General features: G+C 67.7%; 22 protein-coding genes and 2 tRNA genes. 16 read left to right on the top strand and 8 right to left on the bottom strand.

Features of this window, described 5'->3' with window-relative positions; translation table 11 throughout:
• Positions 1-28 precede the first annotated feature (28 nt).
• The 4 genes from CA237_RS08255 to CA237_RS08240 all read left to right on the top strand — a co-directional run bounded on the left by CA237_RS08255 (position 29) and on the right by CA237_RS08240 (position 2,552).
• Positions 29-1,534 carry a YifB family Mg chelatase-like AAA ATPase gene (locus CA237_RS08255; protein WP_066694185.1) on the top strand — a complete coding sequence of 502 codons (1,506 nt, stop codon included), beginning with the start codon at positions 29-31 and terminating at the stop codon, positions 1,532-1,534.
• Positions 1,535-1,599: 65 nt separating this feature from the next.
• A complete protein-coding gene (locus CA237_RS08250; protein WP_066694166.1) occupies positions 1,600-1,992 on the top strand; it encodes a DUF805 domain-containing protein in 393 nt (130 codons plus the stop codon).
• 41 nt (positions 1,993-2,033) lie between these two features.
• A tRNA-Leu gene (locus CA237_RS08245) sits at positions 2,034-2,118 on the top strand.
• Positions 2,119-2,180: 62 nt separating this feature from the next.
• Positions 2,181-2,552 (top strand): PilZ domain-containing protein, encoded by a 372-nt coding sequence (locus CA237_RS08240; protein ID WP_066694164.1) that lies wholly within the window; start codon positions 2,181-2,183, stop codon positions 2,550-2,552.
• Positions 2,553-2,559: 7 nt separating this feature from the next.
• Here CA237_RS08240 and CA237_RS08235 read toward each other — a convergent pair whose 3' ends face one another.
• The 4 genes from CA237_RS08235 to CA237_RS08220 all read right to left on the bottom strand — a co-directional run bounded on the left by CA237_RS08235 (position 2,560) and on the right by CA237_RS08220 (position 9,022).
• On the bottom strand, positions 2,560-4,035 hold the full coding sequence (locus CA237_RS08235; RefSeq protein ID WP_066694163.1) for a tryptophan halogenase family protein: 1,476 nt from the start codon (positions 4,033-4,035) through the stop codon (positions 2,560-2,562).
• Positions 4,032-5,054, bottom strand: a complete 1,023-nt coding sequence (locus CA237_RS08230; protein WP_126013674.1) for a cupin-like domain-containing protein — start codon at positions 5,052-5,054, stop codon at positions 4,032-4,034. The genes CA237_RS08235 and CA237_RS08230 overlap by 4 nt, the downstream gene beginning before the upstream one ends.
• 2 nt (positions 5,055-5,056) lie before the next feature.
• Positions 5,057-5,755: a SapC family protein gene (locus CA237_RS08225; protein ID WP_066694560.1), complete on the bottom strand. Its 699-nt coding sequence runs from the start codon at positions 5,753-5,755 to the stop codon at positions 5,057-5,059.
• 123 nt (positions 5,756-5,878) lie between these two features.
• Positions 5,879-9,022, bottom strand: coding sequence for a TonB-dependent receptor (locus tag CA237_RS08220; protein WP_126013671.1), 3,144 nt, complete (start codon positions 9,020-9,022; stop codon positions 5,879-5,881).
• Positions 9,023-9,323: 301 nt separating this feature from the next.
• On the opposite strand from CA237_RS08220, the gene CA237_RS08215 reads away from it, so the two are divergent.
• The 10 genes from CA237_RS08215 to CA237_RS08170 are packed head-to-tail and all read left to right on the top strand — an operon-like array spanning position 9,324 to position 17,910.
• Positions 9,324-10,793, top strand: coding sequence for a methyl-accepting chemotaxis protein (locus CA237_RS08215; protein ID WP_066694159.1), 1,470 nt, complete (start codon positions 9,324-9,326; stop codon positions 10,791-10,793).
• Between the two features lie 41 nt (positions 10,794-10,834).
• A complete protein-coding gene (locus CA237_RS08210) occupies positions 10,835-11,098 on the top strand; it encodes an STAS domain-containing protein (RefSeq protein ID WP_232308066.1) in 264 nt (87 codons plus the stop codon).
• A gap of 16 nt (positions 11,099-11,114) precedes the next feature.
• Entirely contained in the window at positions 11,115-13,301 is a 2,187-nt protein-coding gene (locus CA237_RS08205; protein WP_066694157.1) for a chemotaxis protein CheA, read from the top strand.
• Positions 13,298-14,161 (top strand): CheR family methyltransferase, encoded by an 864-nt coding sequence (locus tag CA237_RS08200; RefSeq protein WP_066694154.1) that lies wholly within the window; start codon positions 13,298-13,300, stop codon positions 14,159-14,161. The genes CA237_RS08205 and CA237_RS08200 overlap by 4 nt, the downstream gene beginning before the upstream one ends.
• Positions 14,158-15,195, top strand: coding sequence for a chemotaxis response regulator protein-glutamate methylesterase (locus CA237_RS08195; protein ID WP_066694151.1), 1,038 nt, complete (start codon positions 14,158-14,160; stop codon positions 15,193-15,195). Before CA237_RS08200 ends, CA237_RS08195 begins: the two co-directional genes overlap by 4 nt.
• Complete coding sequence (locus CA237_RS08190) at positions 15,183-15,740, top strand: chemotaxis protein CheD (RefSeq protein WP_206432961.1); 558 nt, start codon at positions 15,183-15,185, stop codon at positions 15,738-15,740. The genes CA237_RS08195 and CA237_RS08190 overlap by 13 nt, the downstream gene beginning before the upstream one ends.
• Positions 15,741-15,772: 32 nt before the next feature.
• Entirely contained in the window at positions 15,773-16,135 is a 363-nt protein-coding gene (locus CA237_RS08185) for a response regulator (RefSeq protein WP_066694146.1), read from the top strand.
• A 27-nt stretch (positions 16,136-16,162) separates the two neighbouring features.
• On the top strand, positions 16,163-16,600 hold the full coding sequence (locus tag CA237_RS08180; protein ID WP_066694144.1) for a chemotaxis protein CheW: 438 nt from the start codon (positions 16,163-16,165) through the stop codon (positions 16,598-16,600).
• A 33-nt stretch (positions 16,601-16,633) separates the two neighbouring features.
• Entirely contained in the window at positions 16,634-17,635 is a 1,002-nt protein-coding gene (locus tag CA237_RS08175) for a chemotaxis protein CheB (protein ID WP_232308065.1), read from the top strand.
• Positions 17,632-17,910 carry a hypothetical protein gene (locus tag CA237_RS08170; protein WP_066694140.1) on the top strand — a complete coding sequence of 93 codons (279 nt, stop codon included), beginning with the start codon at positions 17,632-17,634 and terminating at the stop codon, positions 17,908-17,910. The genes CA237_RS08175 and CA237_RS08170 overlap by 4 nt, the downstream gene beginning before the upstream one ends.
• Positions 17,911-17,926: 16 nt before the next feature.
• Here the strand turns inward: CA237_RS08170 and CA237_RS08165 are convergent.
• The 4 genes from CA237_RS08165 to CA237_RS08150 all read right to left on the bottom strand — a co-directional run bounded on the left by CA237_RS08165 (position 17,927) and on the right by CA237_RS08150 (position 20,554).
• Positions 17,927-18,000: transfer RNA gene (locus CA237_RS08165), tRNA-Thr, on the bottom strand.
• A gap of 42 nt (positions 18,001-18,042) precedes the next feature.
• Positions 18,043-18,960, bottom strand: a complete 918-nt coding sequence (locus CA237_RS08160) for a hypothetical protein (RefSeq protein WP_066694137.1) — start codon at positions 18,958-18,960, stop codon at positions 18,043-18,045.
• The gene (locus CA237_RS08155; RefSeq protein WP_126013665.1) at positions 18,906-19,277 is read right to left on the bottom strand and encodes a hypothetical protein; all 372 of its coding nucleotides are present in this window, start codon (positions 19,275-19,277) and stop codon (positions 18,906-18,908) included. Before CA237_RS08155 ends, CA237_RS08160 begins: the two co-directional genes overlap by 55 nt.
• Positions 19,247-20,554: a replication-associated recombination protein A gene (locus CA237_RS08150; protein WP_066694131.1), complete on the bottom strand. Its 1,308-nt coding sequence runs from the start codon at positions 20,552-20,554 to the stop codon at positions 19,247-19,249. Before CA237_RS08150 ends, CA237_RS08155 begins: the two co-directional genes overlap by 31 nt.
• 96 nt (positions 20,555-20,650) lie before the next feature.
• Between CA237_RS08150 and CA237_RS08145 the strand changes: the two genes are divergently transcribed.
• Complete coding sequence (locus CA237_RS08145; protein ID WP_066694552.1) at positions 20,651-21,193, top strand: PadR family transcriptional regulator; 543 nt, start codon at positions 20,651-20,653, stop codon at positions 21,191-21,193.
• Entirely contained in the window at positions 21,190-21,507 is a 318-nt protein-coding gene (locus CA237_RS08140) for a DUF2218 domain-containing protein (protein WP_066694128.1), read from the top strand. Before CA237_RS08145 ends, CA237_RS08140 begins: the two co-directional genes overlap by 4 nt.
• The last annotated feature ends 7 nt before the right edge of the window (positions 21,508-21,514 follow it).

Genomic DNA, 21,514 nt, shown 5'->3' with positions numbered 1-21,514 from the left:
CCCAAGGGGAAATGGGGACAGGGGCAGCATGGTCGCGATCGTATCGACGGCGGCATATCTCGGGCTGGAGGCGCGCCGGGTCGAGGTGCAGGTGCAACTGGCCAGCGGCGTTCCGGCTTTCGTCGTCGTCGGATTGGCCGACAAGGCGGTGGGCGAGAGCCGGGAACGGGTGCGCGCCGCGATCGCTGCGATCGGCCTCTCGCTGCCGCCCAAGCGGATCACGGTGAACCTGTCGCCCGCCGACCTGCCCAAAGAAGGATCGCATTACGACCTTCCCATCGCGCTCGGGCTGCTGGCGGCGATGGGCGTGGTCGATGCCGAGACGCTGTCCGACTATCTGATCGTCGGCGAACTGAGCCTCGACGGGCGAATCGCCGGGTCGCCGGGCGTGCTGCTCGCGGCGATGCTCGCGAGCGGCGAGGGGCGGGCGCTGATCTGTCCGGCGGTGCAGGGTGCGGAGGCGGCATGGGCCGGAACGTCGGTGGTCGCCGCGCCCGACCTGTTGTCGCTGCTCAACCATCTGAAGGGCGAGCAGATGCTGTCGGCTCCGCAACCGGGCGGTGCCGAGGACGGGTGGAGCGGCACCGACCTGCAACAGGTGAAGGGTCAGGAGACGGCCAAGCGCGCGCTGGAGATCGCGGCGGCGGGGAATCACAACCTGCTGATGGTCGGGCCGCCAGGAGCGGGCAAGTCGCTGCTCGCCTCCTGCCTGCCCGGCATATTGCCGCCGCTCGACGCCGCCGAGGCGCTGGAAGTGTCGATGGTCCAGTCGGTCGCCGGCACGCTGACCGGTGGGCGGATGACGCGGGTGCGCCCCTTTCGCCATCCGCATCATTCCGCATCGATGGCGGCGCTGACCGGTGGCGGGCTGCGCGTGAAGCCGGGCGAGATCAGCATGGCGCATCTGGGCGTGCTGTTCCTCGACGAGCTGCCCGAGTTCCAGCGCGCGGTGCTCGATTCGCTCAGGCAACCGCTCGAGACCGGCGAGGTCAGCGTGGCGCGGGCCAATGCGCATGTCACCTTTCCGGCGCGGGTGCAGCTGATCGCGGCGATGAACCCGTGCCGCTGCGGCCATCTGGGCGATCCGGCGCTCGCCTGTGCGCGGGCGCCGCGCTGTGCCGCCGATTATCAGGCGAAGGTGTCCGGCCCGCTGCTGGATCGCATCGACCTTGCCATCGAAATGGCGGCGGTGAGTGCCGCCGACCTCGTCCTGCCGCCACCCGCCGAAGGATCGGCCGAGGTCGCCGCGCGGGTCGCGGCGGCGCGTGGCGTGCAGCGCGAACGCTATGCCGCCGATGGCATTCGTACCAACGCCGAAGCGGACGGCGCGGTGCTGGAGCGTGCTGCCGCGCTGGACGCTCCCGCACGCGCGCTGCTGGCACAGGCAGCGGAGGCGATGCGGCTGTCGGCGCGGGGGTTCCACCGGGTGCTGCGGGTCAGCCGGACGATCGCCGATCTGGCCGGGACCGATACGATCGGTCGGGGGCAGGTCGCGGAGGCGCTGAGCTATCGCCGGCGGGCACCGACGAACTGAGCCATTGCGTTGTCCGGGCGCGCTTGCAACACATTGCGTAGCTGTAACGATGAGGGAGCGTTGCGATGGAGTGGATGATCCTGCCGCTGAAGCGGTATTTCGAAGTGCGTGGCCGTTCGCGTCGGCAGGAATATTGGATGTTCACGCTGTTCTCGATCCTGGTCGGCATCGCGACGACGATCGTCGACCGGGTGCTGGGCTTCGATTGGGACAGCACCGGTCCGATCAACGGCCTTACCAGCCTCGCGCTGCTGATCCCGAGCTTCACCGTCACCTTTCGCCGGTTGCACGATACCGACCGGTCGGCATGGTGGATGCTGCTGGTGTTCCTGCCGATCATCGGGTGGATCTGGCTGTTCGTGCTCTATGTGACCGAAGGCACGCGCGGTCCCAACCGGTTCGGGCCCGATCCCAAGGACCCCTATGGCAGCGCGGACATCGACCAAGTGTTTTCATGACGGTTGCGAGGGCGTGTCGCTTCGGCTAACGCGCCCTTCGTGCCCCTGTGGTGAAATTGGTAGACGCGTCCGACTCAAAATCGGATTCCGAAAGGAGTGCTGGTTCGAGCCCGGCCAGGGGCACCAATTTCCGCGAATGTGTCGCGATTTAACCGGATATTAGCGGCCTGCCGGATAGCATCGCTCCCATGAGCGATTCGTCGACCGGTCCGTTCCCCCCGCGCCCGCGCCGGGACAGCGTGCTGCTGACCGCGCGTGTCGAATTGCGCGATCAGGTGGTCGAATGCCGGGTGCGCAACCTGTCGGAGGCCGGCGCCTGCATCGACGATCCGGTACAGCTGCCGCCGGACGGGCGGGTGCTGGTGACGATGGGACAGCTCCATCATCTCGAAGGGCGGGTTCGCTGGACGCGGGACGGCCGCGCCGGCCTGCTGTTCGACAAGGGGCGGATCGACATCGCCGCCGCCCGGCGCCCGCGCGGTACGGTGGCACCGGTCCCGCAGCATCTGGCCGGTTGGCTGTCCCATATCTACAATCCGTATCGGCGCGCCGGCGACTGAACCGCGCCTACTCCCGGCTGAGGCAATAGCTGTCGAGAAACTGCTGATGCGTCGGCAGCCGTGCGACGGTGGCGGCGATATTCGACTGTAGCCCGCGCAGCACCGTGCCCAGCTCGCCCGGTGGCATCGCCCGGGCAAGCGGATGCCATGCGGCAGGCGTCAGGCGCTGGCCCAGCATCACCTGCGTCCACGAACCGGTGCGGAACAGGTCGTCGGACGACTGATAGGTATGCGCGCCTTCGGCGAACAGCGCGATACGCTCGGCGAGGCTATCGGGTGGGGGAATTTCTTTCCGTTCGCGCCAGAAGGGTTCGGGGCGCTCGTTGAGGTGGTAATGGAGCAGAACGAAGTCGCGTACCGCTTCGATCTCGCGCCGAGCTTGGTCGTTGAAGCGGTTGCGGGCGGCGGCACCTAGATGGCCGAAAGGCAGCAGCTGTACCAGCCGGGTGAGCGCGATCATAACCAGATGCAGGCTGGTCGATTCGAGCGGTTCGACGAACCCGCTCGACAGGCTGAGTGCGACGCAATTGCGTTCCCACATCGCCAGCCGCCGCCCGGTGCGGAAGCGGATCAGGCGCGGTTCGATCAGCGCCTGCCCCTCGACCGAGGCCATCAGCCGGTCGCGTGCGGCATCGTCGCCAAGGTGACGCGAACTGTAGACGAGGCCGTTGCCGATACGGTGCTGCAGCGGGATCTGCCAGCGCCAGCCGGCGTCATGGGCGATGGCGCGGGTATAGGGAACGGCCGGGCCGGTTGCCCTGGTCTGCACCGCCAGCGCACGGTCGGTGGGCAGCCAATGACCCCAATCCTCGAACCCCACGCCCAGCGTCTGTTCGATCAGGAGGGCGTGGAAGCCGGTGCAGTCGAGGAACATGTCTCCGGCAATATGTTGCCCGTCGTCCAGCACCAGCGCGGCGATGTCGCCGCTGTCGCTGTCGCGTTCGACGCGGGCGATCCTGCCCTCGATCCGCGTCAGGCCCTGCGCCTCGCTGCGTTCGCGCAGATAGGCGGCGTAACGGCCGGCGTCGAAATGATAGGCATAGTTGAGCGGGGTGTCGGGACCACCGAGGAAGCGCCCGGCATCGGCGGCTTCGTGTTCGAGGCAATAGGCGCCGATGTCCGCCGCCCCGCCCTGTTCGCGCGCCTCCAGCCAGAAATGCTGGAAATCGCCCATCCAGGTCGACCGACCGACCTCGCCGAACGAATGGATGTAGCGGTCGCCGGCGCGCGCCCAGCCTTCAAAGGCGATGCCCAGTTTGAAGTTCGCCCCGGTCGCCGCCATGAAATCGCGTTCGTCGAGGCCCAATAGCGCATGGAAGCTGCGGATGGTGGGGATGGTCGCCTCGCCGACGCCGACCGTGCCGATCGCTTCGGATTCGACCAGCGTGACGTCGACCAGCCCGGCCAGCTGCCGCGTCAGCAGCGCCGCCGCCAGCCAGCCGGCAGTGCCGCCGCCAGCGATCACGATCCGTTTGCGCGTCATCGGTTCAGCCTTTGCAACAGTTTCGCGCGCAGCCGTCGGGCGGCGGTCGGGTCGAGCGGGGCGAGGTCGCCCTGCATTTCAGGGGGCAGGTGGTCGCGGGCATCGTCGCCGCCGCTCCAGATGTAATGGTCGAACATCGCAGCCCACGCCGCCCGCTCGGCCGCCGGGCGTTCCCGCAAGGACAGCATCGCGTGGAGCAAGGTCGTCATCGGGCTGTCGGCGAAGGCGGGAGCGTCGTTCCACCAATAGTTTATCATGACGTTGAAGCGTCCCAGCGCCTCGACATTGTGCCACCACAAGGCGGGGTAGAAGAGGACGTCGCCCGGCTCGAGCTCGGCCACCTGCGCATTGGCGAGCGCTTTGGCGAAGCGCGGGTAGCGGTCGAGGTCGGGCGTGCGCAGGTCGACCATGCTCACCACCTGTCCGCCGGGCGTCGGCTCCAGCGGGCCGGGATAGAGGTTCGCGACCTGATCGGGCGGGAACAGGGTGAAGCGGCGTTGCCCGACGAGGCAGACGGCGAGGTTGTTCGACAGGTCGTAATGGGTCGCGGCGATGGTGCGGTTGCCGATCCAGATGCTCGCCAGCGGCGCGGCATGGCCGGGGGGCGGGGGCGGCACGGCCAGATCGTTGCCGCGGCGCAGGCCGGGGAGATAGGTGTCGAGATCGGTCGACCCGATATAGAAGGCCGGCGGTTCGGCATCGTCGAGATGGGCGGCGATCCGGTCGAGATAGTCGGACAAGCCGACCCGCGCCGCGTCGAAGTTCAGCCCCGACCCGTCGTCGCGGTAGAAAAAGCGCCCGCCGATCGCCGGATCGCCGGTATAGCCGACGATGGGGCGCCCGCCGTCGAACTGCTTGAGATAGGCGATGGTCGCCGCCGGACCCGCCCGACCCGCCGCGACCAGCGGCCAGTGCGAGGCAATGCCGCGCAGGACGACCGGCTCGTTCGCTTCCAGCAGCTCCGGCAGCGACAGGTTGCCCGGGCGCGCGGTATCGATGCTGCGGACAGCGCGCACCATGGTCAGTTGCCGTGGCGCTGGTGCCGCCGGTCGATCAGCCGGGGAATATTGTCGAGCGAGGCGCTGGCCATGAACGCCGCGCGCAGCGCGCCGCTGGCGTGGAGGGTGGCGACCTGTTCGGCGGTCAGCGCGTCGAGCGCATCGTCGGCGACGACGAGGATGTCGGTGATGGCACAGCTCTGCCCGTCGCCGAGATCGAGTTCGATGGTGGTGGGGCGCAACAGATCCGCCGCCTGCCATGCCGCGAACAACGGGGCATTGATCTGCTGCCCTTCGTGGATCACGTCGAGCACGGTTTCGACATGGGCGAGATAGGGGGCGGTGCCGCCCTGCGGCAGATAGAGCGGATTGCCGTCGCCGCCGCGCGAAACGCGCGGATCGTCGAGATCGAGCGTCACCGCGCCGCTTTCCCGGTCGCGCAGGAACGGCCCGCGCTGGCGGACGGCGGGGACGTAGCTGGCGTGCCAGCCGCCATCGCTGCCTAGGAACAGATTGTCGTCGGGATCGAGGCCGAGCAGCGCCACGGCATAGATGCCGCCGCGATCGTCGCGGCGGAACAGGATCGGATAATCGCGCTGTGCCGCTTCGAATTCATTCGGGAACAGCAGCGCCTGATTGACCGCATCGCCATGCGCCTGGCCGTGCGCGACGAGGACGGTCAAGTCGTGATGATCGACGTTGTTAAGGGGCACGGGGGGCATCGACACGCGGACCTTTCGTTAAGCGTGCGGCAGGGTAGGGCAATGCGGCATGATGAAAAGGGGCATCCTTCGCAAAGGACGCCCCTTTTCAATCATTTGGCCTTTCCAGTCATTTGGCCGGCATCAGAACCGGTAGCGCGCGCCCAGCAGGAAGCGCGGCTTCAGTTCCTGTGCGAACACCAGCGCGTTGCTATCGCGCCCATATTGCACCAGCGGCTCGCTGGTCAGGTTCACGCCCTCGATCGACAGCGCCATGCGGTCGTTCAGGTCGTAGCTGATGTTGAAGTCGAGCGTACCGAACGGCGCGACGAACAGCGGGTTGCGGCTGTCGCCCTGATTGGTCGCGGCGAGGAACTTGTCGCGCCAGTTGTACGTCACGCGCGCCGACAGGCCGCTCTTGTCGTAGATGATCGACCCGTTGGCGCTGTCGCCCAGACCGGTCAGCGCGAACACGTTGACGCTGGGGTCGGCGGCGATGTCGGCATTCACGTCGCCATACACCTTGGTATACGACGCCTGCACGCCGAAGCCGGTATTGCCGAAGAAATGCTGTCCGGCCAGCTCGAAGCCATAGATATGGCCGTCGCGGTTGTTGACCGGCTGCGACACCGCGAAATTGTAGAGCGGGTCCTGCGTGTTGCCGTAAATGTCGACCGCCTGCAGGATCGAGTCGACGAACCCCTGGTTCAGCGCACCGCCGGCGTTGCGGTTCGCCTGGAACGTCGCATCCGCCTGCGCCGTGTTGCCGCCATTTTGCTGGAGCAGCGCGGTATAGGTGAACAGGTTGACGTCGCTGAGGTCGGCGGCGAGCGCGCGCAGCCGGTCGGCGGCAATGCCCGAACGGGTGCCGGCGGCGCCCGACGACGGATCGCGCAGGTCGAACAGGGTGCGGTTGAACACGCCCGTGCCGATGAAGTTGCGCACCCGCTTGTCGAAGAAGCCGACCGAGACATAGCTCGACGGCTTGTAATACCATTCCACCGACAGGTCGAAATTGTCGGAAACCAGCGGCAGCAGCCCGGCATTGCCCGAGTTGCCGGTCGGACGGCCACCCAGTGCCGTTGGACGGGTCGGCGCACCAGCGGTGGTCGACGCGAACAGGTTGCCGTAATCCGGCCGGGCGAGCGTGCGGCTGGCCGAGGCGCGGGCGACGAAATTGTCGAACACCTCGATGTTGAAGTCGATCGCGGGCAGCAAATTCTGGTAATTGCCCCGCTGCGACACGGTCGACACCGAGTTGGAGATCACCGACGAGAAGTCGTTGTCGGCATCCCATTTGATCGCCGACGGGGTTGCCTGCAACGCGGTCGAGCGGACCTTCGTCTCTTCGTAGCGCGTGCCGAACAGCAGGTTGGCGGTGCGGCTGGCAATCTCGCCCTTCCACGTGATCTGGCCGTACACGCCCCACACGGTTTCGCCGACGCGGTCGTAATCATTGGCGGTCGTGTTGATCGGGTTGGCGGCGTAGAAGTTCGAGAAGATGTCGTTCAGCACGACGGCGTTGCCGCGGAAGGCGGTGCGCTTGACGTCGGCGGTGTTGAAGCGGTCGAACTTGCAGTCGAGGCAGAAGGTCTTGACCACGTTCGACGCGAGGCGCTGCACGATGCCCGGATCGGTGATGCCCCAGTCGCCCAGCTGCTGCTGCGTCTGCACCCGCGCGCTGGTCATGACCGAATCGGTGTACGTACCGCCGAAATCGAAGCGGCTGCCGCCGCCCAGATCCCAGCCGAGATCGGCGCGACCGCCGTTGATCCGCTGCCGCTGCGTCGCGGCGTTGGTGCGGGCGATCTGCGTGCCGAGATCGCCGATGTCGAGCACGCCGTTGCCGTTGCCGTTGATGCGGTCGTTGATCGTCTGCGTCACGCGGGGGAAGCCGCTGCTATAGTCGATCGCCTGGCTGTCGATCACCGGTGCGCCGAGCGACACCAATGTGGCCGAGGTGCCGTTGGGCGCATCGGGGGTGGAACGCGAGACGGCGTGATAGCCATCGAGGTTCAGCGACAGCGTGTCGGTCATCTGCCACTTGCCGTTCAGGCCATAGGACTGAAGCTGCGTCTTGGTGGCGCGGAACTGCTGTTCGAAGCCCTGGTCCTTCACGCCGTTGATCGATTCCGAGATGAAATCGGGCGTGGCGATCACGTCGTTGCCGTTGAAGACGATGCGGCCGAACGGGCGGTTGAACCAGTTGGTCTGCTCGCTGCGCTGCTCCTCCAGCCGGTTCTGCGCGAACAGCGCGTCGGCGGTGAAGGTCAGCCCTTCGGTCGGCGCGAACTGCAACACGGCCTGGCCGTTGATACGCTCGCGCTTGTTTTCGGAGAACTGGTAGCGGCTGTCGTTGGGGATCAGCGTGAACGGCGTGGTCGGCCGGTTCTCGATCTGGGTCTGGCCGTTGACATACGGGCCAGCGGGATTGAGCACATCGGCGGTCGGGACCACGGTGAAATAATTGGGTGCGCTCTGGGCCGAGGTGCTGTCGCGGCGCTGATAGCTGCCGAACACGGACAGGCCGAAGGTGCGGGCGTCGTTGCGCCAGCTCATCAGGCCCGACACTTCGGGAAGGACGCGGGCGCCTTCGCCCTGCATCGTGCTCACGTCGTGCAGCGCCTTTGCGCCGAACGATCCGGTCACGCCGTCCTCGCGCGATTCCAGCGGCTTGCGGGTGACGACGTTGATCGCCGCGCCGATACCACCCGAAGGGATCGACGCGCGGCCGGTCTTGTACACCTCCAGCGCCGATACGCCTTCCGAGGCCAGGTTCTGGAAGTCGAACGAGCGGCCGGTGCCGCGGGCGAAATCGCCCGCACCGCTGGTGTCGACGTTGGACGCGGGCAACTGGCGTCCGTTCAGCGTGACGAGGTTGAAGCCGCCGGAGAAGCCGCGGACCGAAACCTGCGATCCTTCGCCGTTCACGCGATTGATCGACACGCCGGTGATGCGCTGCAGCGACTCGGCGAGGTTGGTGTCGGGGAACTTGCCGATATCCTCTGCGCTGATCGCGTCGACGACGCCGGCCGAGTTGCGCTTGATATCGATGGCGCGGTTGAGCGAGGCGCGGATGCCGGTGACGACGATTTCGTCACCTTCCTGCGCCGGGTGCTGTCCGGTCTGCTGGACGGTGCTGCCGGTGGCGCCTTCGGTGGCACCCGGCTGGGCATTGGCGGCGGTATCGTCGGTCTGCGCGGCGGCGATGCCGGGCGTGATGAGCAGCGCGGCGATCGCGATGCCCGAAGCGCTGCGCGCCAGATTGCCGAGAAGATGGCCTCTCATGCGAAAACTCCCCTGAACGTGGTGCGGTTCGGCCCGCCCATCATGTCGCCGGAATGTCCGGTCGTGGTAACGCTACCAATCTGTCCAGCGTTGTCAATTCGGGAAATCGGATAACATCATGGAATAGCTGGATAATATCCAGTATCCGATATTTGGCAGGATTGTCGGGCATGATCGGATTTGCCGGCGGAAACCGCCCGAAAGCGTCGTTAACCAGAAATTATACGAGCTGCCCTACACCGGCAGGCAAGCGAACATGCCGCCCGGGGGGGACGTCGCACTGGTCGTTTGGAGCAATTGAATGACGCCCTCGTTCCGCAAGCACGCCCCGATCCGGCAAAAGTTTCTTATCATGGGCAGCGTCTACGCGCTGCTGGCGGCCGTGCCGGTCGCGACGACAGCGGCCGCACTGTCCGATATGGCGCCGACGCCCCTCCTGCTCGGACTGGCGGGTGCGGCGCTCGTTCTGACCGTCGTGATGTCGGTGGTGTTCCGTAGCGCGGTCTGCGATCCCTATGTCGATTCGGTTGTTCGGATGGAAGGGATTGCCGCGGGCGACCTGACCAGCCCGATCGAACATACCGACTATCGCGACTGCATCGGCCGGATGGCGCGTGCGATGGAAGTGTTCCGCGCCAATGGCCAGGTCGTGAAGGATGCGACGCTCGCCCAGCAACTGCTCGTCACGCAGCTGGGTGAGGGGCTGTCGCGGCTGGCGGCCAGCGATGTCAGCTATCGCATCCACGATACTTTCCCCGCCGACTACGAACGCCTGCGCATCGATTTCAACGCGGCGATGGACGCGGTGTCGGAAGTGCTGGCGGCGGTGCGCCAGGCGACCGACGGCATCAACAACGGCGCCAACGACATTCGCCAGGCATCGGACGACCTGTCGCAGCGGACCGAGCAGCAGGCCGCGAGCCTGGAGCAGACCGCCGCGGCGATGGACCAGATCACCGGTACGGTGCGCGAGACGGCCGCCGGGGCGACCCGCGCCCATACCGTCGTCAGCGAGACCCGCGACGAGGCCGAACAATCGGGCGACGTCGTGCGCCGCGCGGTCGATGCGATGAACGGCATCGAACGCGCCTCGGCCGAGATCGGCGACATCATCACCGTCATCGACGGCATCGCATTCCAGACCAACCTGCTGGCGCTGAACGCCGGTGTCGAAGCGGCCCGCGCGGGCGATGCTGGCAAGGGCTTTGCCGTCGTCGCGTCCGAAGTGCGTGCACTGGCCCAGCGTTCGGCGGATGCCGCCAAGGACGTGAAGGCGAAGATCAACGCATCGTCCGAACAGGTCGCGACCGGCGTCGAGCTGGTGAGCGAGACCGGCAAGGCATTGCAACGCATCATCGGTCGCATCGGCGAGATCAGCACGCTGGTCGGCACCATCGCGACCTCCGCCGATCAGCAGGCCACCGGCCTTCAGCAGGTGAACACGGCGGTCAATGAAATGGACGGCGTGACGCAGCAGAACGCAGCGATGGTCGAACAGGCCACCGCCGCCGCCCGCAGCCTCGCCGAAGAGGCGCAGGAACTGGCGCGTCAGGTCGACCGCTTCACGCTGGCCGCCCATGGCCGTGCGGCGTCGATGGCGGCTTCGGTCCGGTCTGCACCGACCCAGAGCGCCGTCCACCGCCTCCAGGCACGCGTGGCGCAGGTCAGCCGCGAAATGACCGCTCCGCCGCCCCGTCGCAAGGTCGCCGCGGCCGGCGGTGGCGCCGCCGTCGCGACCGTCGTCAGCGATGACGACTGGACCGAATTCTGATCCGCGCCACCGCCAGCGACCATCTTATCCCGGGAAATCCCATGACCATCGCCCTTCCAGCCGTGCTCGACACCCCCGCCGCCGCCCCGCTGCGCCAGACGCTGCGCGACGCGGTCGGCACCGGCCAGCCGATCCAGATCGACGCATCGGCCGTGGAGCGGATCGGGCAGGCCTGTCTGCAGGTCCTCGCCGCCGCCGAGGCCGCGGCCGAGGAAGCCGGCCAGGATTTCCGCATCGTCGGCGCGAGCCCGGTGTTCGCCGACATGGCGACGCTGGCGGCCCTCGACACCCTCATCGCCGCCTGAATCGGGAGCGAACCCCATGGACCTCGACGCAATCCAGCAAATCTTCTTCCAGGAGTGCGAGGAAGGCCTCGCCGCGATGGAGAGCAACTTCGCGGCGCTGCGCGACGGCGACCGCGATTCGGAGACGATCAACGGCGTCTTCCGCTGCGTCCATTCGATCAAGGGCGGGGCGGGGGCGTTCGGTCACGAGCGGTTGCAGGCCTATACCCACCAGTATGAAACGCTGCTCGACCTGATCCGGAACGGCACGCTGGAATTGACGCCCGCGCTGCTCGACGTGGTGGTCGGCGCGTTCGACATGCTGGCCGACCATGTCGCGGCGGCGCGCGACGGCGACACGCCGCCGGCCGACGCGGCGATGCTCGAACGGCTGGAAGCGGCGGCGGGCGGCGGCGCCGCCCCCAAGGCGGCCGCACCCGTTGCCGAAGCGGTCCCGGCGGTCGAGATTTCCGACGATTTCGACGACCTGATGTCGATGCTGGGCGATGTCGCCCAGTCGGAGGACGGGGCGGATGCGGCCAATGGCTGGCGCCTGCGCTACACGCCGGGGCCCAAGGGGTTCGAACATGGCGCCGAACCGCTGCTGCTGCTGCGCGAACTGACGATGCTGGGCGGAAAGGTCACCGCCTGCGACCGTTCCGCGCTGCCCCCGCTCGACACGATGGATACCGAATGCGCCTATCTGGCGTGGGACGTGGCGCTGCCCGCCAGCGTCGCCGAGGACGATATCCGCGCGGTGTTCGAATTCGGCGATCCGACCGCGATCGCGCTGACCCGCGGCGATGCCGAACCGGCGATGGCCGAGGACAGCGTCGATGCGCTGTTCGACCTGCTCGATTCGGTTGAATCGGCACCCACGCCGGCACCGGTCGCGGTGGTCGAGGAAGTGGTGGTCGCCGCACCGCCGCCGCCCGCACCTGCGCCGGCTCCCGCACCGGCCCCTGTGCCGGTGGCGGAGGAGCCGGTCGAGGCGAAGGCCGCGGCACGCGCCGCCCCGCCGTCCGCACCCGCCGCGCCGGCGGCACAGACGATCCGCGTCGATCTCGACAAGCTCGACCGGCTGGTCAACCTGGTCGGCGAGCTGGTGATTACCCAGGCGATGCTGGCGCAGCGTCTGGCGGAAAACCAGATGGGCGGCATTTCGGAGCTGAGCGACCTCGAGCACCTGACGCGCGAGTTGCAGGAGTCGACGATGGCGATCCGTGCGCAGCCGATGAAGACGGTGTTCAGCCGCGTCCCGCGTATCGTCCGCGAACTGGAGGGCGAGACCGGCAAGCGCGTCCGCCTGGAGGTCGATGGCGAGATGACCGAGGTCGACAAGACCGTGGTCGAGCGGATCGGCGAGCCGCTGACCCACCTGATCCGTAACGCGGTCGACCATGGCCTCGAAATGCCCGACGTCCGCGTCGCGGCGGGCAAGCCGGCCGAAGGGGTCGTGCGCCTGTCGGCCGCGCATCAGTCGGGCCGCATCGTCATCACCGTCGCCGATGACGGGCAGGGGATCAACCGGGCGCGGGTCAAGGGCAAGGCGATCGAGAAGGGCATCATCCTGCCCGACGCGGTGTTGAGCGACGAAGAGATCGATAACCTGATCTTCGCGCCCGGTTTCTCGACCGCGGCGGCGATCACCAACGTGTCGGGGCGCGGCGTCGGCATGGACGTGGTGCGCAAGAACATCCAGGCGCTGGGCGGCCGCATCGGCATCCAGTCGCGCGAAGGCTTCGGGTCGAGCTTCTCGCTCAGCCTGCCGCTGACGCTGGCGGTGCTCGACGGCATGATCGTGACGGTGGGGGCGCAGACTTTCGTCATTCCGCTCGGCCATATTGTCGAAAGCCTGCGGCCCGACGAAACGACTCTCAGCCGGCTGGGGCCGGACGGGACGGTGCTCGACGTGCGCGGCTCCTATGTGCCCGTACTGCGCATCGCCGACTATCTCGGCATCGAGGGCGCGGAGCGCAATCCGACCGACGCCGTGCTGATCGTGGTCGAGGGCGACCATGGCCAGGCCGCGCTGCTGGTCGACACGATCCAGGATCAGCGGCAGGTCGTCGTGAAGAGCCTGGAAGCCAATTATCAGGCGATCGACGGCGTGGCCGGGGCGACGATCCTGGGCGACGGGCGCGTCGCGCTGATCGCCGATGTCGATGCGCTTACCACGCGCGGCCGTTTCGCCAACCGTCCGTCGGCGGCGCTGGCCGCATGACCCGGGCCGCCGCCCTTGCCGACAGCCGCGCGCGGGAATTCGAATTCCAGGCGAGCGACCACCGTGCCATCGCGGCACTGGTGTATGACGAGGTCGGCATCCTGCTGCCCGACGGCAAGGCGCAGCTGGTCTATGGCCGTATCGCGCCGCGCGTCCGCGCGTGCGGGCTGACGAGCTTTGCCGACTATGTCGCGCATATCGGGCGCGATGCCGAAGAGCGCGGCCGGGCGATCGACGCACTGACGACGAACCACACCAGCTTCTTTCGCGAAAACCATCATTTCGAGGATTTCGTGGAGCGGATCTGGCCGCCGCTCGCCGACCGCCTGGCCAAGGGCGGCCGGGTCCGGCTGTGGTCGGCGGCGTGTTCGAGCGGGGAAGAGCCCTATTCGTGGCTGATGGCGATGTTCGGCAACGACCGCGCCGCCGCCCAACGACTTCTGAAGACCGATCTGCGCATGCTGGCGACCGACGTGTCGCCCAGCGTGCTCAACACCGCACGCGCGGGTCGCTATTCGAAGGATACGATGCGGACCGTACCCGCGTCGCTGCGTTCCGTGTGGACCGGGGGGGACGGCGACCAGCTGGTCGTCGATCCGGTCCTTCGCGACGCGATCGCGTTTCGCCCGCTCAACCTGCTCGGCGACTGGCCGATGAAGGGGCGGTTCGACACGATCTTCTGTCGCAATGTCATGATCTATTTCGACGAGCCGACCAAGGAACGCCTGCTGGCGCGGCTCGGCGAGCGGTTGGAGGTTGGGGGGATGCTCTATATCGGTCATTCGGAGCGGTTGATCGGCGCGGTACAGGACAAGTTCCGCTGCATCGGCCGCACCGCCTATCAGAAGATCGCCGCATGAGCGTCCGCACCCTCATCGTCGATGATTCGATGGCGATGCAGGCGATCATCCGGCGTCGGCTGCTGGCCGATCCGGCGATCGAGGTCGTCGGCACCGCCGCCAGCGCCGACGAGGCGCGCGCCCAGATCAAGGCGCTCGACCCCGATGTCGTGACGCTGGACGTCGAGATGCCGGGCATGAGCGGGCTCGACTTCCTCGAACGGCTAATGCGCCTGCGCCCGACGCCGGTGGTGATGCTGTCGACCTTGACCGCGCAAGGGGCGGAGGCCAGCCTGACCGCGCTGGAACGCGGCGCGTTCGACTGTTTCGACAAGACGCGGCTGATGGCCGGAACCGATCCGGCGTGCACGTCGGAGCTGACCGAACTGGTCCGCGCGGCGGCATCGTCGCGGCCGGCGGCGCGTCCTGCCGCGGTCCGCACCGCGCCGCCGGTGCAGGAACGCGCGAGCTACACGCCGCGACCCGGTGCGATGATCGCGATCGGTGCGTCGACCGGCGGCGTCGAGGCATTGATCGAACTGCTGTCGGGCTTTCCGGCGAACTGCCCGCCGACTGTCATCGTCCAGCACATGCCGGCGACCTTCACCCCCAGCTTCGCCGCACGGCTCAACCGCCTGTGCGCGCCGACCGTCGAGGAAGCCCGCGCCGGCGCGCCGCTGGCGGTGGGCAAGGTCTATCTGGCGCCGGGCGGTGAACGGCACATGGAGATCGGCGGGTCGGGCGACCGGCGCCATTGCCGGCTGGTCGAGGGTGACAAGGTCAACGGTCATCGCCCGTCGGTCGACCGGCTGTTCCATTCGGTCGCGCGGCTCGCCGGCCGCGATGCGACCGCCGCGATCCTGACCGGCATGGGCTGCGACGGCGCGGAGGGGATGAAGGCGATGCGTGGCTGCGGGTCGATGACCTTCGGCCAGGACAAGGCGACGAGCGTCGTCTATGGCATGCCCGCGATCGCGCACCAGATCGGTGCGGTCGCCGAGCAGCTGCCGCTGCGCCGGATCGCCGCGCGCCTGCTTGCGGAATGTGCCGCATGAGTGCGCTGGCGACCCGCGACGGGCTGCGCCGGGTGACCGTCGCGCAGGGCGAGACGAAGGTCAGCGACGAACGCGACGTCGTGCTGACCACCGTCCTCGGCAGCTGCGTCGCGGCCTGTTTCTTCGATCCGATCGCGCAGATCGGCGGGATCAACCATTACCTGCTGGCCGTGGGCAATGCGTCCGACGAAGCGTCGATGCAGCGCTATGGCGTCTATGCGATGGAAGTCCTGATCAACGCGATGCTGGCGCGTGGCGCCGCGCGGTCGCGGATGCGCGCGCGGATCTTTGGCGGAGCGACGATGCGGGCCGGCTTTCGCGATATCGGCGGCGCCAACATCGCCTTTGCCCGCAGCTTCCTGCGCGACGAACGCATCGCGCTGGTGGGTGAGGATGTGGGCGGCACGCAGGCGCGCCGGGTCGAATTCCGGGCGGCGGTCGGGTTGGCACGATGCCGCTCGGTCGTCGATTCCGCCGCCCCGCCCATTATCGTGCGGGCATCCCCGCCGCCGCCCGCCGCCGTCGGCGACGTGGAGTTTTTCTGATGACCGAATTTGCACCGAGGGAGCCTCTTACCGTGGCCAAGACGATCATGACCGTCGACGATTCGCCCAGCATGCGGATGTTGCTGCGGGTCGCGCTGACCGATCTGGGATACAGCGTCGTGGAGGCCGAGGACGGCGTCCATGCGCTGGAAAAGCTGGACGGGTTCCAGCCCGACCTGCTGATTACCGACATCAACATGCCGCGCATGGACGGGTTCGGCCTGATCGCCGAAGTCCGCGGGCAGGGGCGTCGCAGCCTGCCGATCCTGGTGCTGACGACCGAGAGTTCGGACGAAAAGAAGCAGCGCGCGCGCGATGCCGGTGCTACCGGTTGGATCGTGAAGCCGTTCCACCCCGAAAAGCTGGCCGCCGCGATCCGGCGCGTCATGCACTGACCCTATAGCGCGATCAAGGAACCACCCATGTCCCGCCAACTCATCACCTTTCAGCTGGGCGACCAGATCCTGGGCGTCGACATCATGGCGATCCGCGAGATCCGCGCATGGTCGCCGGCCACGCCGCTGCCCAACGTGCCGCCCTATGTCCGCGGCGTCGTGAACCTGCGCGGCGTCGTGCTGCCGGTGTTCGACCTGCGCCACCGGCTGAACTGGGGCGTGACCGATCCGTCGGCCCGCCACGTCATCATCGTCGTGCGGATCGGCGAACAGCTGCAGGGCATCATCGTCGATGCGGTGAACGACATCGTGTCGATCCACCCCGATGCGATGCAGCCGGTGCCCGACATGGGCGATACCGAAGCGTCGCGCTTCCTCGAAGGGCTGGCGACGATCGACAATCGCATGATCCTGGTGCTGGCGCTCGACCGACTGGTCGACCAGCCGGTCGCCGAAGCCGCCTGACGTACCGCGTAATCTTTTTGGGACAATCACATCATGGCTGCTAGCACGAAGGTCCTTGTCGTCGACGACTCCCTGACCATGCGCGCGCTCATTTCCGGGGCGCTCGAACGGATTCCGGGCGTGGAGGTCGTCGGACTGGCCGATGGCGCCGAGGAGGCGCGCTCGATGGTCGCGTCGCTCAAGCCGCACGTGATGACGCTCGACGTCGAAATGCCGGGGATGAGCGGCATCGAATATCTGGCCGAGATCATGGAATCGAAGCCCATGCCGGTCATCATGTTCTCCACCCGCACCACCGATGGCGCGGGCGAGACGATCGAGGCGCTGCGCCTGGGCGCGATCGACTGCCTGCCCAAGCCGCGCGTCGCGGCGCCGGCCGAACTGAACGCGATCATCGCGAAGCTGGGCAAGCGCATCAAGTCGGCGCGCAACGCGCCGGTCAAGGTGCCCAAGGTCGCATCGGCCGCGCGGCCGATCGACTGGAACGGTCGCCTGCTGGTGGTGGGCGGCGATGCGTCGAGCACGGCGTCGCTGTTCAACCTGTTCGGGCAATTCCCGCCCAACTGCCCGCCGACGATCGTCGTGCAGCATTTGGGGCCGGGGCTGGTCGAGGGGATGGTCGAGAAGCTCGGATCGCAGGTCGCGCCCAAGGTCGTGGTCGCGCAGGACGGCATGGCGATCGAACAGGGCACGATCTATTTCGCGCCGCAGGGCGACCATCACCTCGTCGTCGATGCCTGGCCCTCGGGCAAGCTGCGCCTGCTGGCGCGCGATCCGGTGGCGGGCGAGCGTCCGTCGATCTCGCTGCTGTTCGCCGCCGCCGCCAAGGCTGCCGGGTCGAACGCGGCCGGCGTCCTGTTCCTCGACAGCAGCGAAGATGGCGGCGGCGGGCTGAAGGCGATGCTGGGCGCGGGCGGCTATGCCTTTGCCCCGGCGGAAAGCGGCGGCGGCCATACCCTGTCGCGAGGCATGGTGACCCAGCCGGTTCCGGCCGATGGGCTGGCCGCCGGCGTGCTGAAGCTGTGTTCGAAATGAGCGGGGTCGCCTTTCCCCCGGCCTCGCCCGCGCTGGGCGAGGCGCTGGCCGGCGAGCTGGAGCGGGCCTCGCGCCTGCTCGGCGAGCTGGCGTTCGAACTGGGCAGCGACGAAGCCACGCTACGCCGGCACCTGACCGGGCTGCAGTCGATCGACCATGTGACGCAGATCATGCTGAACATCGCGACCGTCCTGCGCGCAGGCGAGGGACAGGACCAGCTGGCCGGCGTCACGCTGGAGGATGTGGCGGGAAGGCTGCGCGCGAGTCTGAACTAGGCAGCGAAGCGGCGGCTGGTGCCCCGTGCAGGAATCGAACCCGCGTCTCTTCGTTACAAAGGAAGCCGTTTACCATTAACGTAACGGGGCACGCCGCGTGCCGTCTACCAAGCGGCGGGTCGAACCACAATCTCAAACCACACCGAAGGTCCAGCCTTCGGTCCGCGCGACCTGCGCCGACAATGCCGGTGGCGACCAGAGCGCCGGATCGTGCGCCACCGCCCGCAGCCATGCGGCGCCGAGCAGCGCATCGGTGGCATGATCGTCATAGCGTGGCGAGGGTACATGCGGCGGACTGCCCAGTACCGCCAGCGCTGCATCCAGCTGTTCCGCATCGCGCAGCTTGCTCCGCCCGGCACGCACCCCGGCGGCCCGTGCGGCGATGGTCGTGTAGATTTCGACGAGGACCGGTCCGGTCTCCGGCACCGGATCGAACGGCCAGACCGGTATCCGCCCGTCCAATCGGTGCAGCACCCGCATGCCCGTCAGGCTCGATTTGCCGACCTGCGCCGCGCCGACCAGGTTGAAGCAGCTGGTCGGCGAAAAGCCGGCGGCGCGTTGCCGTTCCTCGCACAGCCGCAATCGTCCGCGGCCCTGCCCGAACAGGTCGCCGCAGGCGCGATGGCGGCGGAAATGGCGCGACAGCTCGGCATCGTTGACCGCCGACGTCGCCGCCAGATGCGGATCGTCCGCCGCGCGTCGCTCGACCATCGCCCACAAGGCGCGTGCATCGGTCGGCGATTCCGTCCAGCCGGGGAAATAGCTGTCGGCATCGACAAAGGGCAGGGCGGGCGACAGGTCCAGCCCGATCAGCATGTCCGCTTGGGTGTCGGCGAGCATGGTCAGCCAGTCGAGGATTCCTTCCCGCGACCATCCTCCGTCGCGTGCGACGAGCGCCGGGCCGCCGTCGCCCACCTCCGCCACCGCCAGCCCCGCCGGGCGCGCGACCGCCTGTCCCGACCAGTCGATCGCGGCGAACCAGGTAAAGCGCCGCGTCAGGGTCGCTCGCCCCGGTCGCGCCGCTGGCGCAGCGTCGCCCGGTCCCACCATGCCCGTTCCAGCAGCAGTGCGATACGGTCGCGCGCATCGGTGCCGTAACGCACGAGGATCGCCGGCCAGTCGCGATAATGATCGGTCTGCCAGAAGATCGCCGGATCGGTATCGAGCAGCACGTCCTTTTCCGCCAGCGCGACATGCAGCACGAAACTGCCCGGATCGGGCGCGGTGGTGCCGGCGAGCGTGCCGTTCCGGAAGCGCAGCGCCGGCTGGCCATAGCTGGTGCCCAGTTCCACGCCGGGCAGCGCCAGCCCGGCGGCGACGACCTCCGCCCAGTCCTTCACGACGTCTGCCGCCGTTCGTCCCACCATGCCATCCGCTCGGCGATCCGCTGTTCGAACCCGCGCCCGGTCGGTTCGTAGAAGCGCGCCGGCGTCATCTCCTCGGGCCAGTAATTTGCACCGGAAAAGCCGTCCTGATGGTCGTGGTCATAGGCATAGCCCTTGCCATAGCCGATATCCTTCATCAGCCGCGTCGGTGCGTTCAGGATCGAGGGCGGCGGCATCAGCGATCCCGTCTCGCGCGCCGATTTGAACGCGGCCTTCTGCGCCTTGTACGCGGCGTTCGATTTGGGCGCGGTGGCGAGGTAGAGGCACGCCTGCACGATCGCCAGTTCGCCTTCGGGGCTGCCGAGAAACTCGTACGCGTCCTTGGCGGCGAGGCATTGCACCAGCGCCTGCGGGTCGGCGAGACCAATGTCTTCGCTGGCAAAGCGGGTCAGCCGGCGCAGGACGTAGAGCGGTTCCTCGCCCGCGGTCAGCATCCGCGCCATGTAATAGAGCGCCGCCTGAGGGTCCGATCCGCGCAGCGATTTGTGGAGCGCGGAGATCAGGTTGTAATGCCCCTCGCGGTCCTTGTCGTACACCGCGACGCGGCGTTGCAGCAGCGCCGACAGCCCGGCGGGATCGAGCGGTTCGGGCAGTTCGATCGAGAACAGCGTCTCCGCCTGGTTGAGCAGGAAGCGCCCGTCGCCATCGGCGCTCGCCACCAGCGCCGCGCGGGCCGCGTCGTCGAGGGGGAGGGGGCGCCCTTCGAGTGCCTCGCCGCGCGCCAGCAATTCGTTCAGCGCATCGGCGCCCAACCGGTGCAGGATCAGCACCTGCGACCGACTGAGCAATGCCGCGTTCAGTTCGAAGGACGGATTTTCGGTCGTGGCGCCGACCAGCGTGACCGTGCCGTCCTCGACATAGGGGAGGAAACCGTCCTGCTGCGCGCGGTTGAAGCGGTGGATTTCGTCCACGAACAGCAGTGTCTTGCGGCCCAGCCGGCCATGTTCGCGCGCTTCGGCGAAGACCTTTTTCAGGTCTGCGACGCCGGAAAAGACGGCGGAAATCTGGGCATAGCGCAGGCCGACCGCGTCGGCGAGCAGGCGGGCGATGGTCGTCTTGCCGGTGCCGGGCGGTCCCCACAGGATCATCGACGACAATTTGCCCGCCGCGACCATCCGCCCGATCGCGCCTTCGGGGCCGGTCAGGTGATCCTGTCCGACGACTTCGGCCAGGGTGGTCGGGCGCAGTCGGTCGGCAAGCGGTCCGTCGACCGGGGCCTGGGGCGTAGGGGGAGCGAAGTCGGCGAACAGGTCGGACATGAGCGGAATATAGGGGTTGCGAAAGTTACGCGAAACGCCCTTGCAAAAGCTATTTCGAGATATATCTTAAAGGACAAGATATATCGGAGAATGAATATGCGATTTGGAATGGGATATGCGTCATGGACCGGCGGACCGGGGCATGGCGGTCGCGGCGGTCGCCATGGCGGCGGACCGCGCGGACGGGTGCTGGGCGGGGACGAGCTGAAGCTGGTGCTGCTGGCGCTGATCGCCGAGGCGCCGCGCCACGGCTATGACCTGATCCGTGCGGTCGAAGCGCGTACCGGCGGTGCCTATGCGCCCAGCCCCGGTGTCGTCTATCCGACGCTGACGCTGCTGACCGACATGGGGCTGATCGAGGAACAGGCGAGCGAGGGTACGCGCAAGCTGTTCGCGGTGACCGAGGCCGGCACCACGCAACTGGCGCAGGATGCCGAGCAGGTCGGTGACCTGTTCGCGCGGCTGACGGCGCTGGGCGAACATCGCGCCCGGACCGACGCCGGGCCGATCCACCGCGCCCGGGCCAATCTGCGCGCCGCGCTGCATCATCGCCTCGCCGGGCCGGAAGTTGACACCGACACGCTCCACGCCATCGCCGCGATCCTCGACGAGGCGGCCCAGAAGGTAGAACGTCTATGAATGATTGCACGACCCAGGCGGCGGTGCCGACCGCGCATGCCAGCCGCTACCTCCAGCAGCTGTGCAAGCACTGGCAACATAATCTGACGGTCGAGTTCGACGCCGATCATGGCACCGTCGTCTTTCCGAAGGATGCGCGCGGCGCCAGCCATCCCGGTGACGCGCTGGTGACGTTCGATGCCCGGGCCGACGCGCTGAACGTCCGGATCGACGCGACGTCCGCCGAACAGCTGGATGGGTTGAAGGGGGCCGTCGCCCGGCATCTCGACCGCTTCGCCTTTCGTGAAGCGCCGCTGGCGTTCGACTGGCAATGATCCGTCG

This window comes from Sphingomonas sp. ABOLH (assembly GCF_003951715.1).
Lineage (GTDB): Bacteria > Pseudomonadota > Alphaproteobacteria > Sphingomonadales > Sphingomonadaceae > Sphingomonas > Sphingomonas hankookensis_A.
Note: the sequence above shows the minus strand (reverse complement) of the source record. Positions and strands in the feature narration are given on the sequence as shown.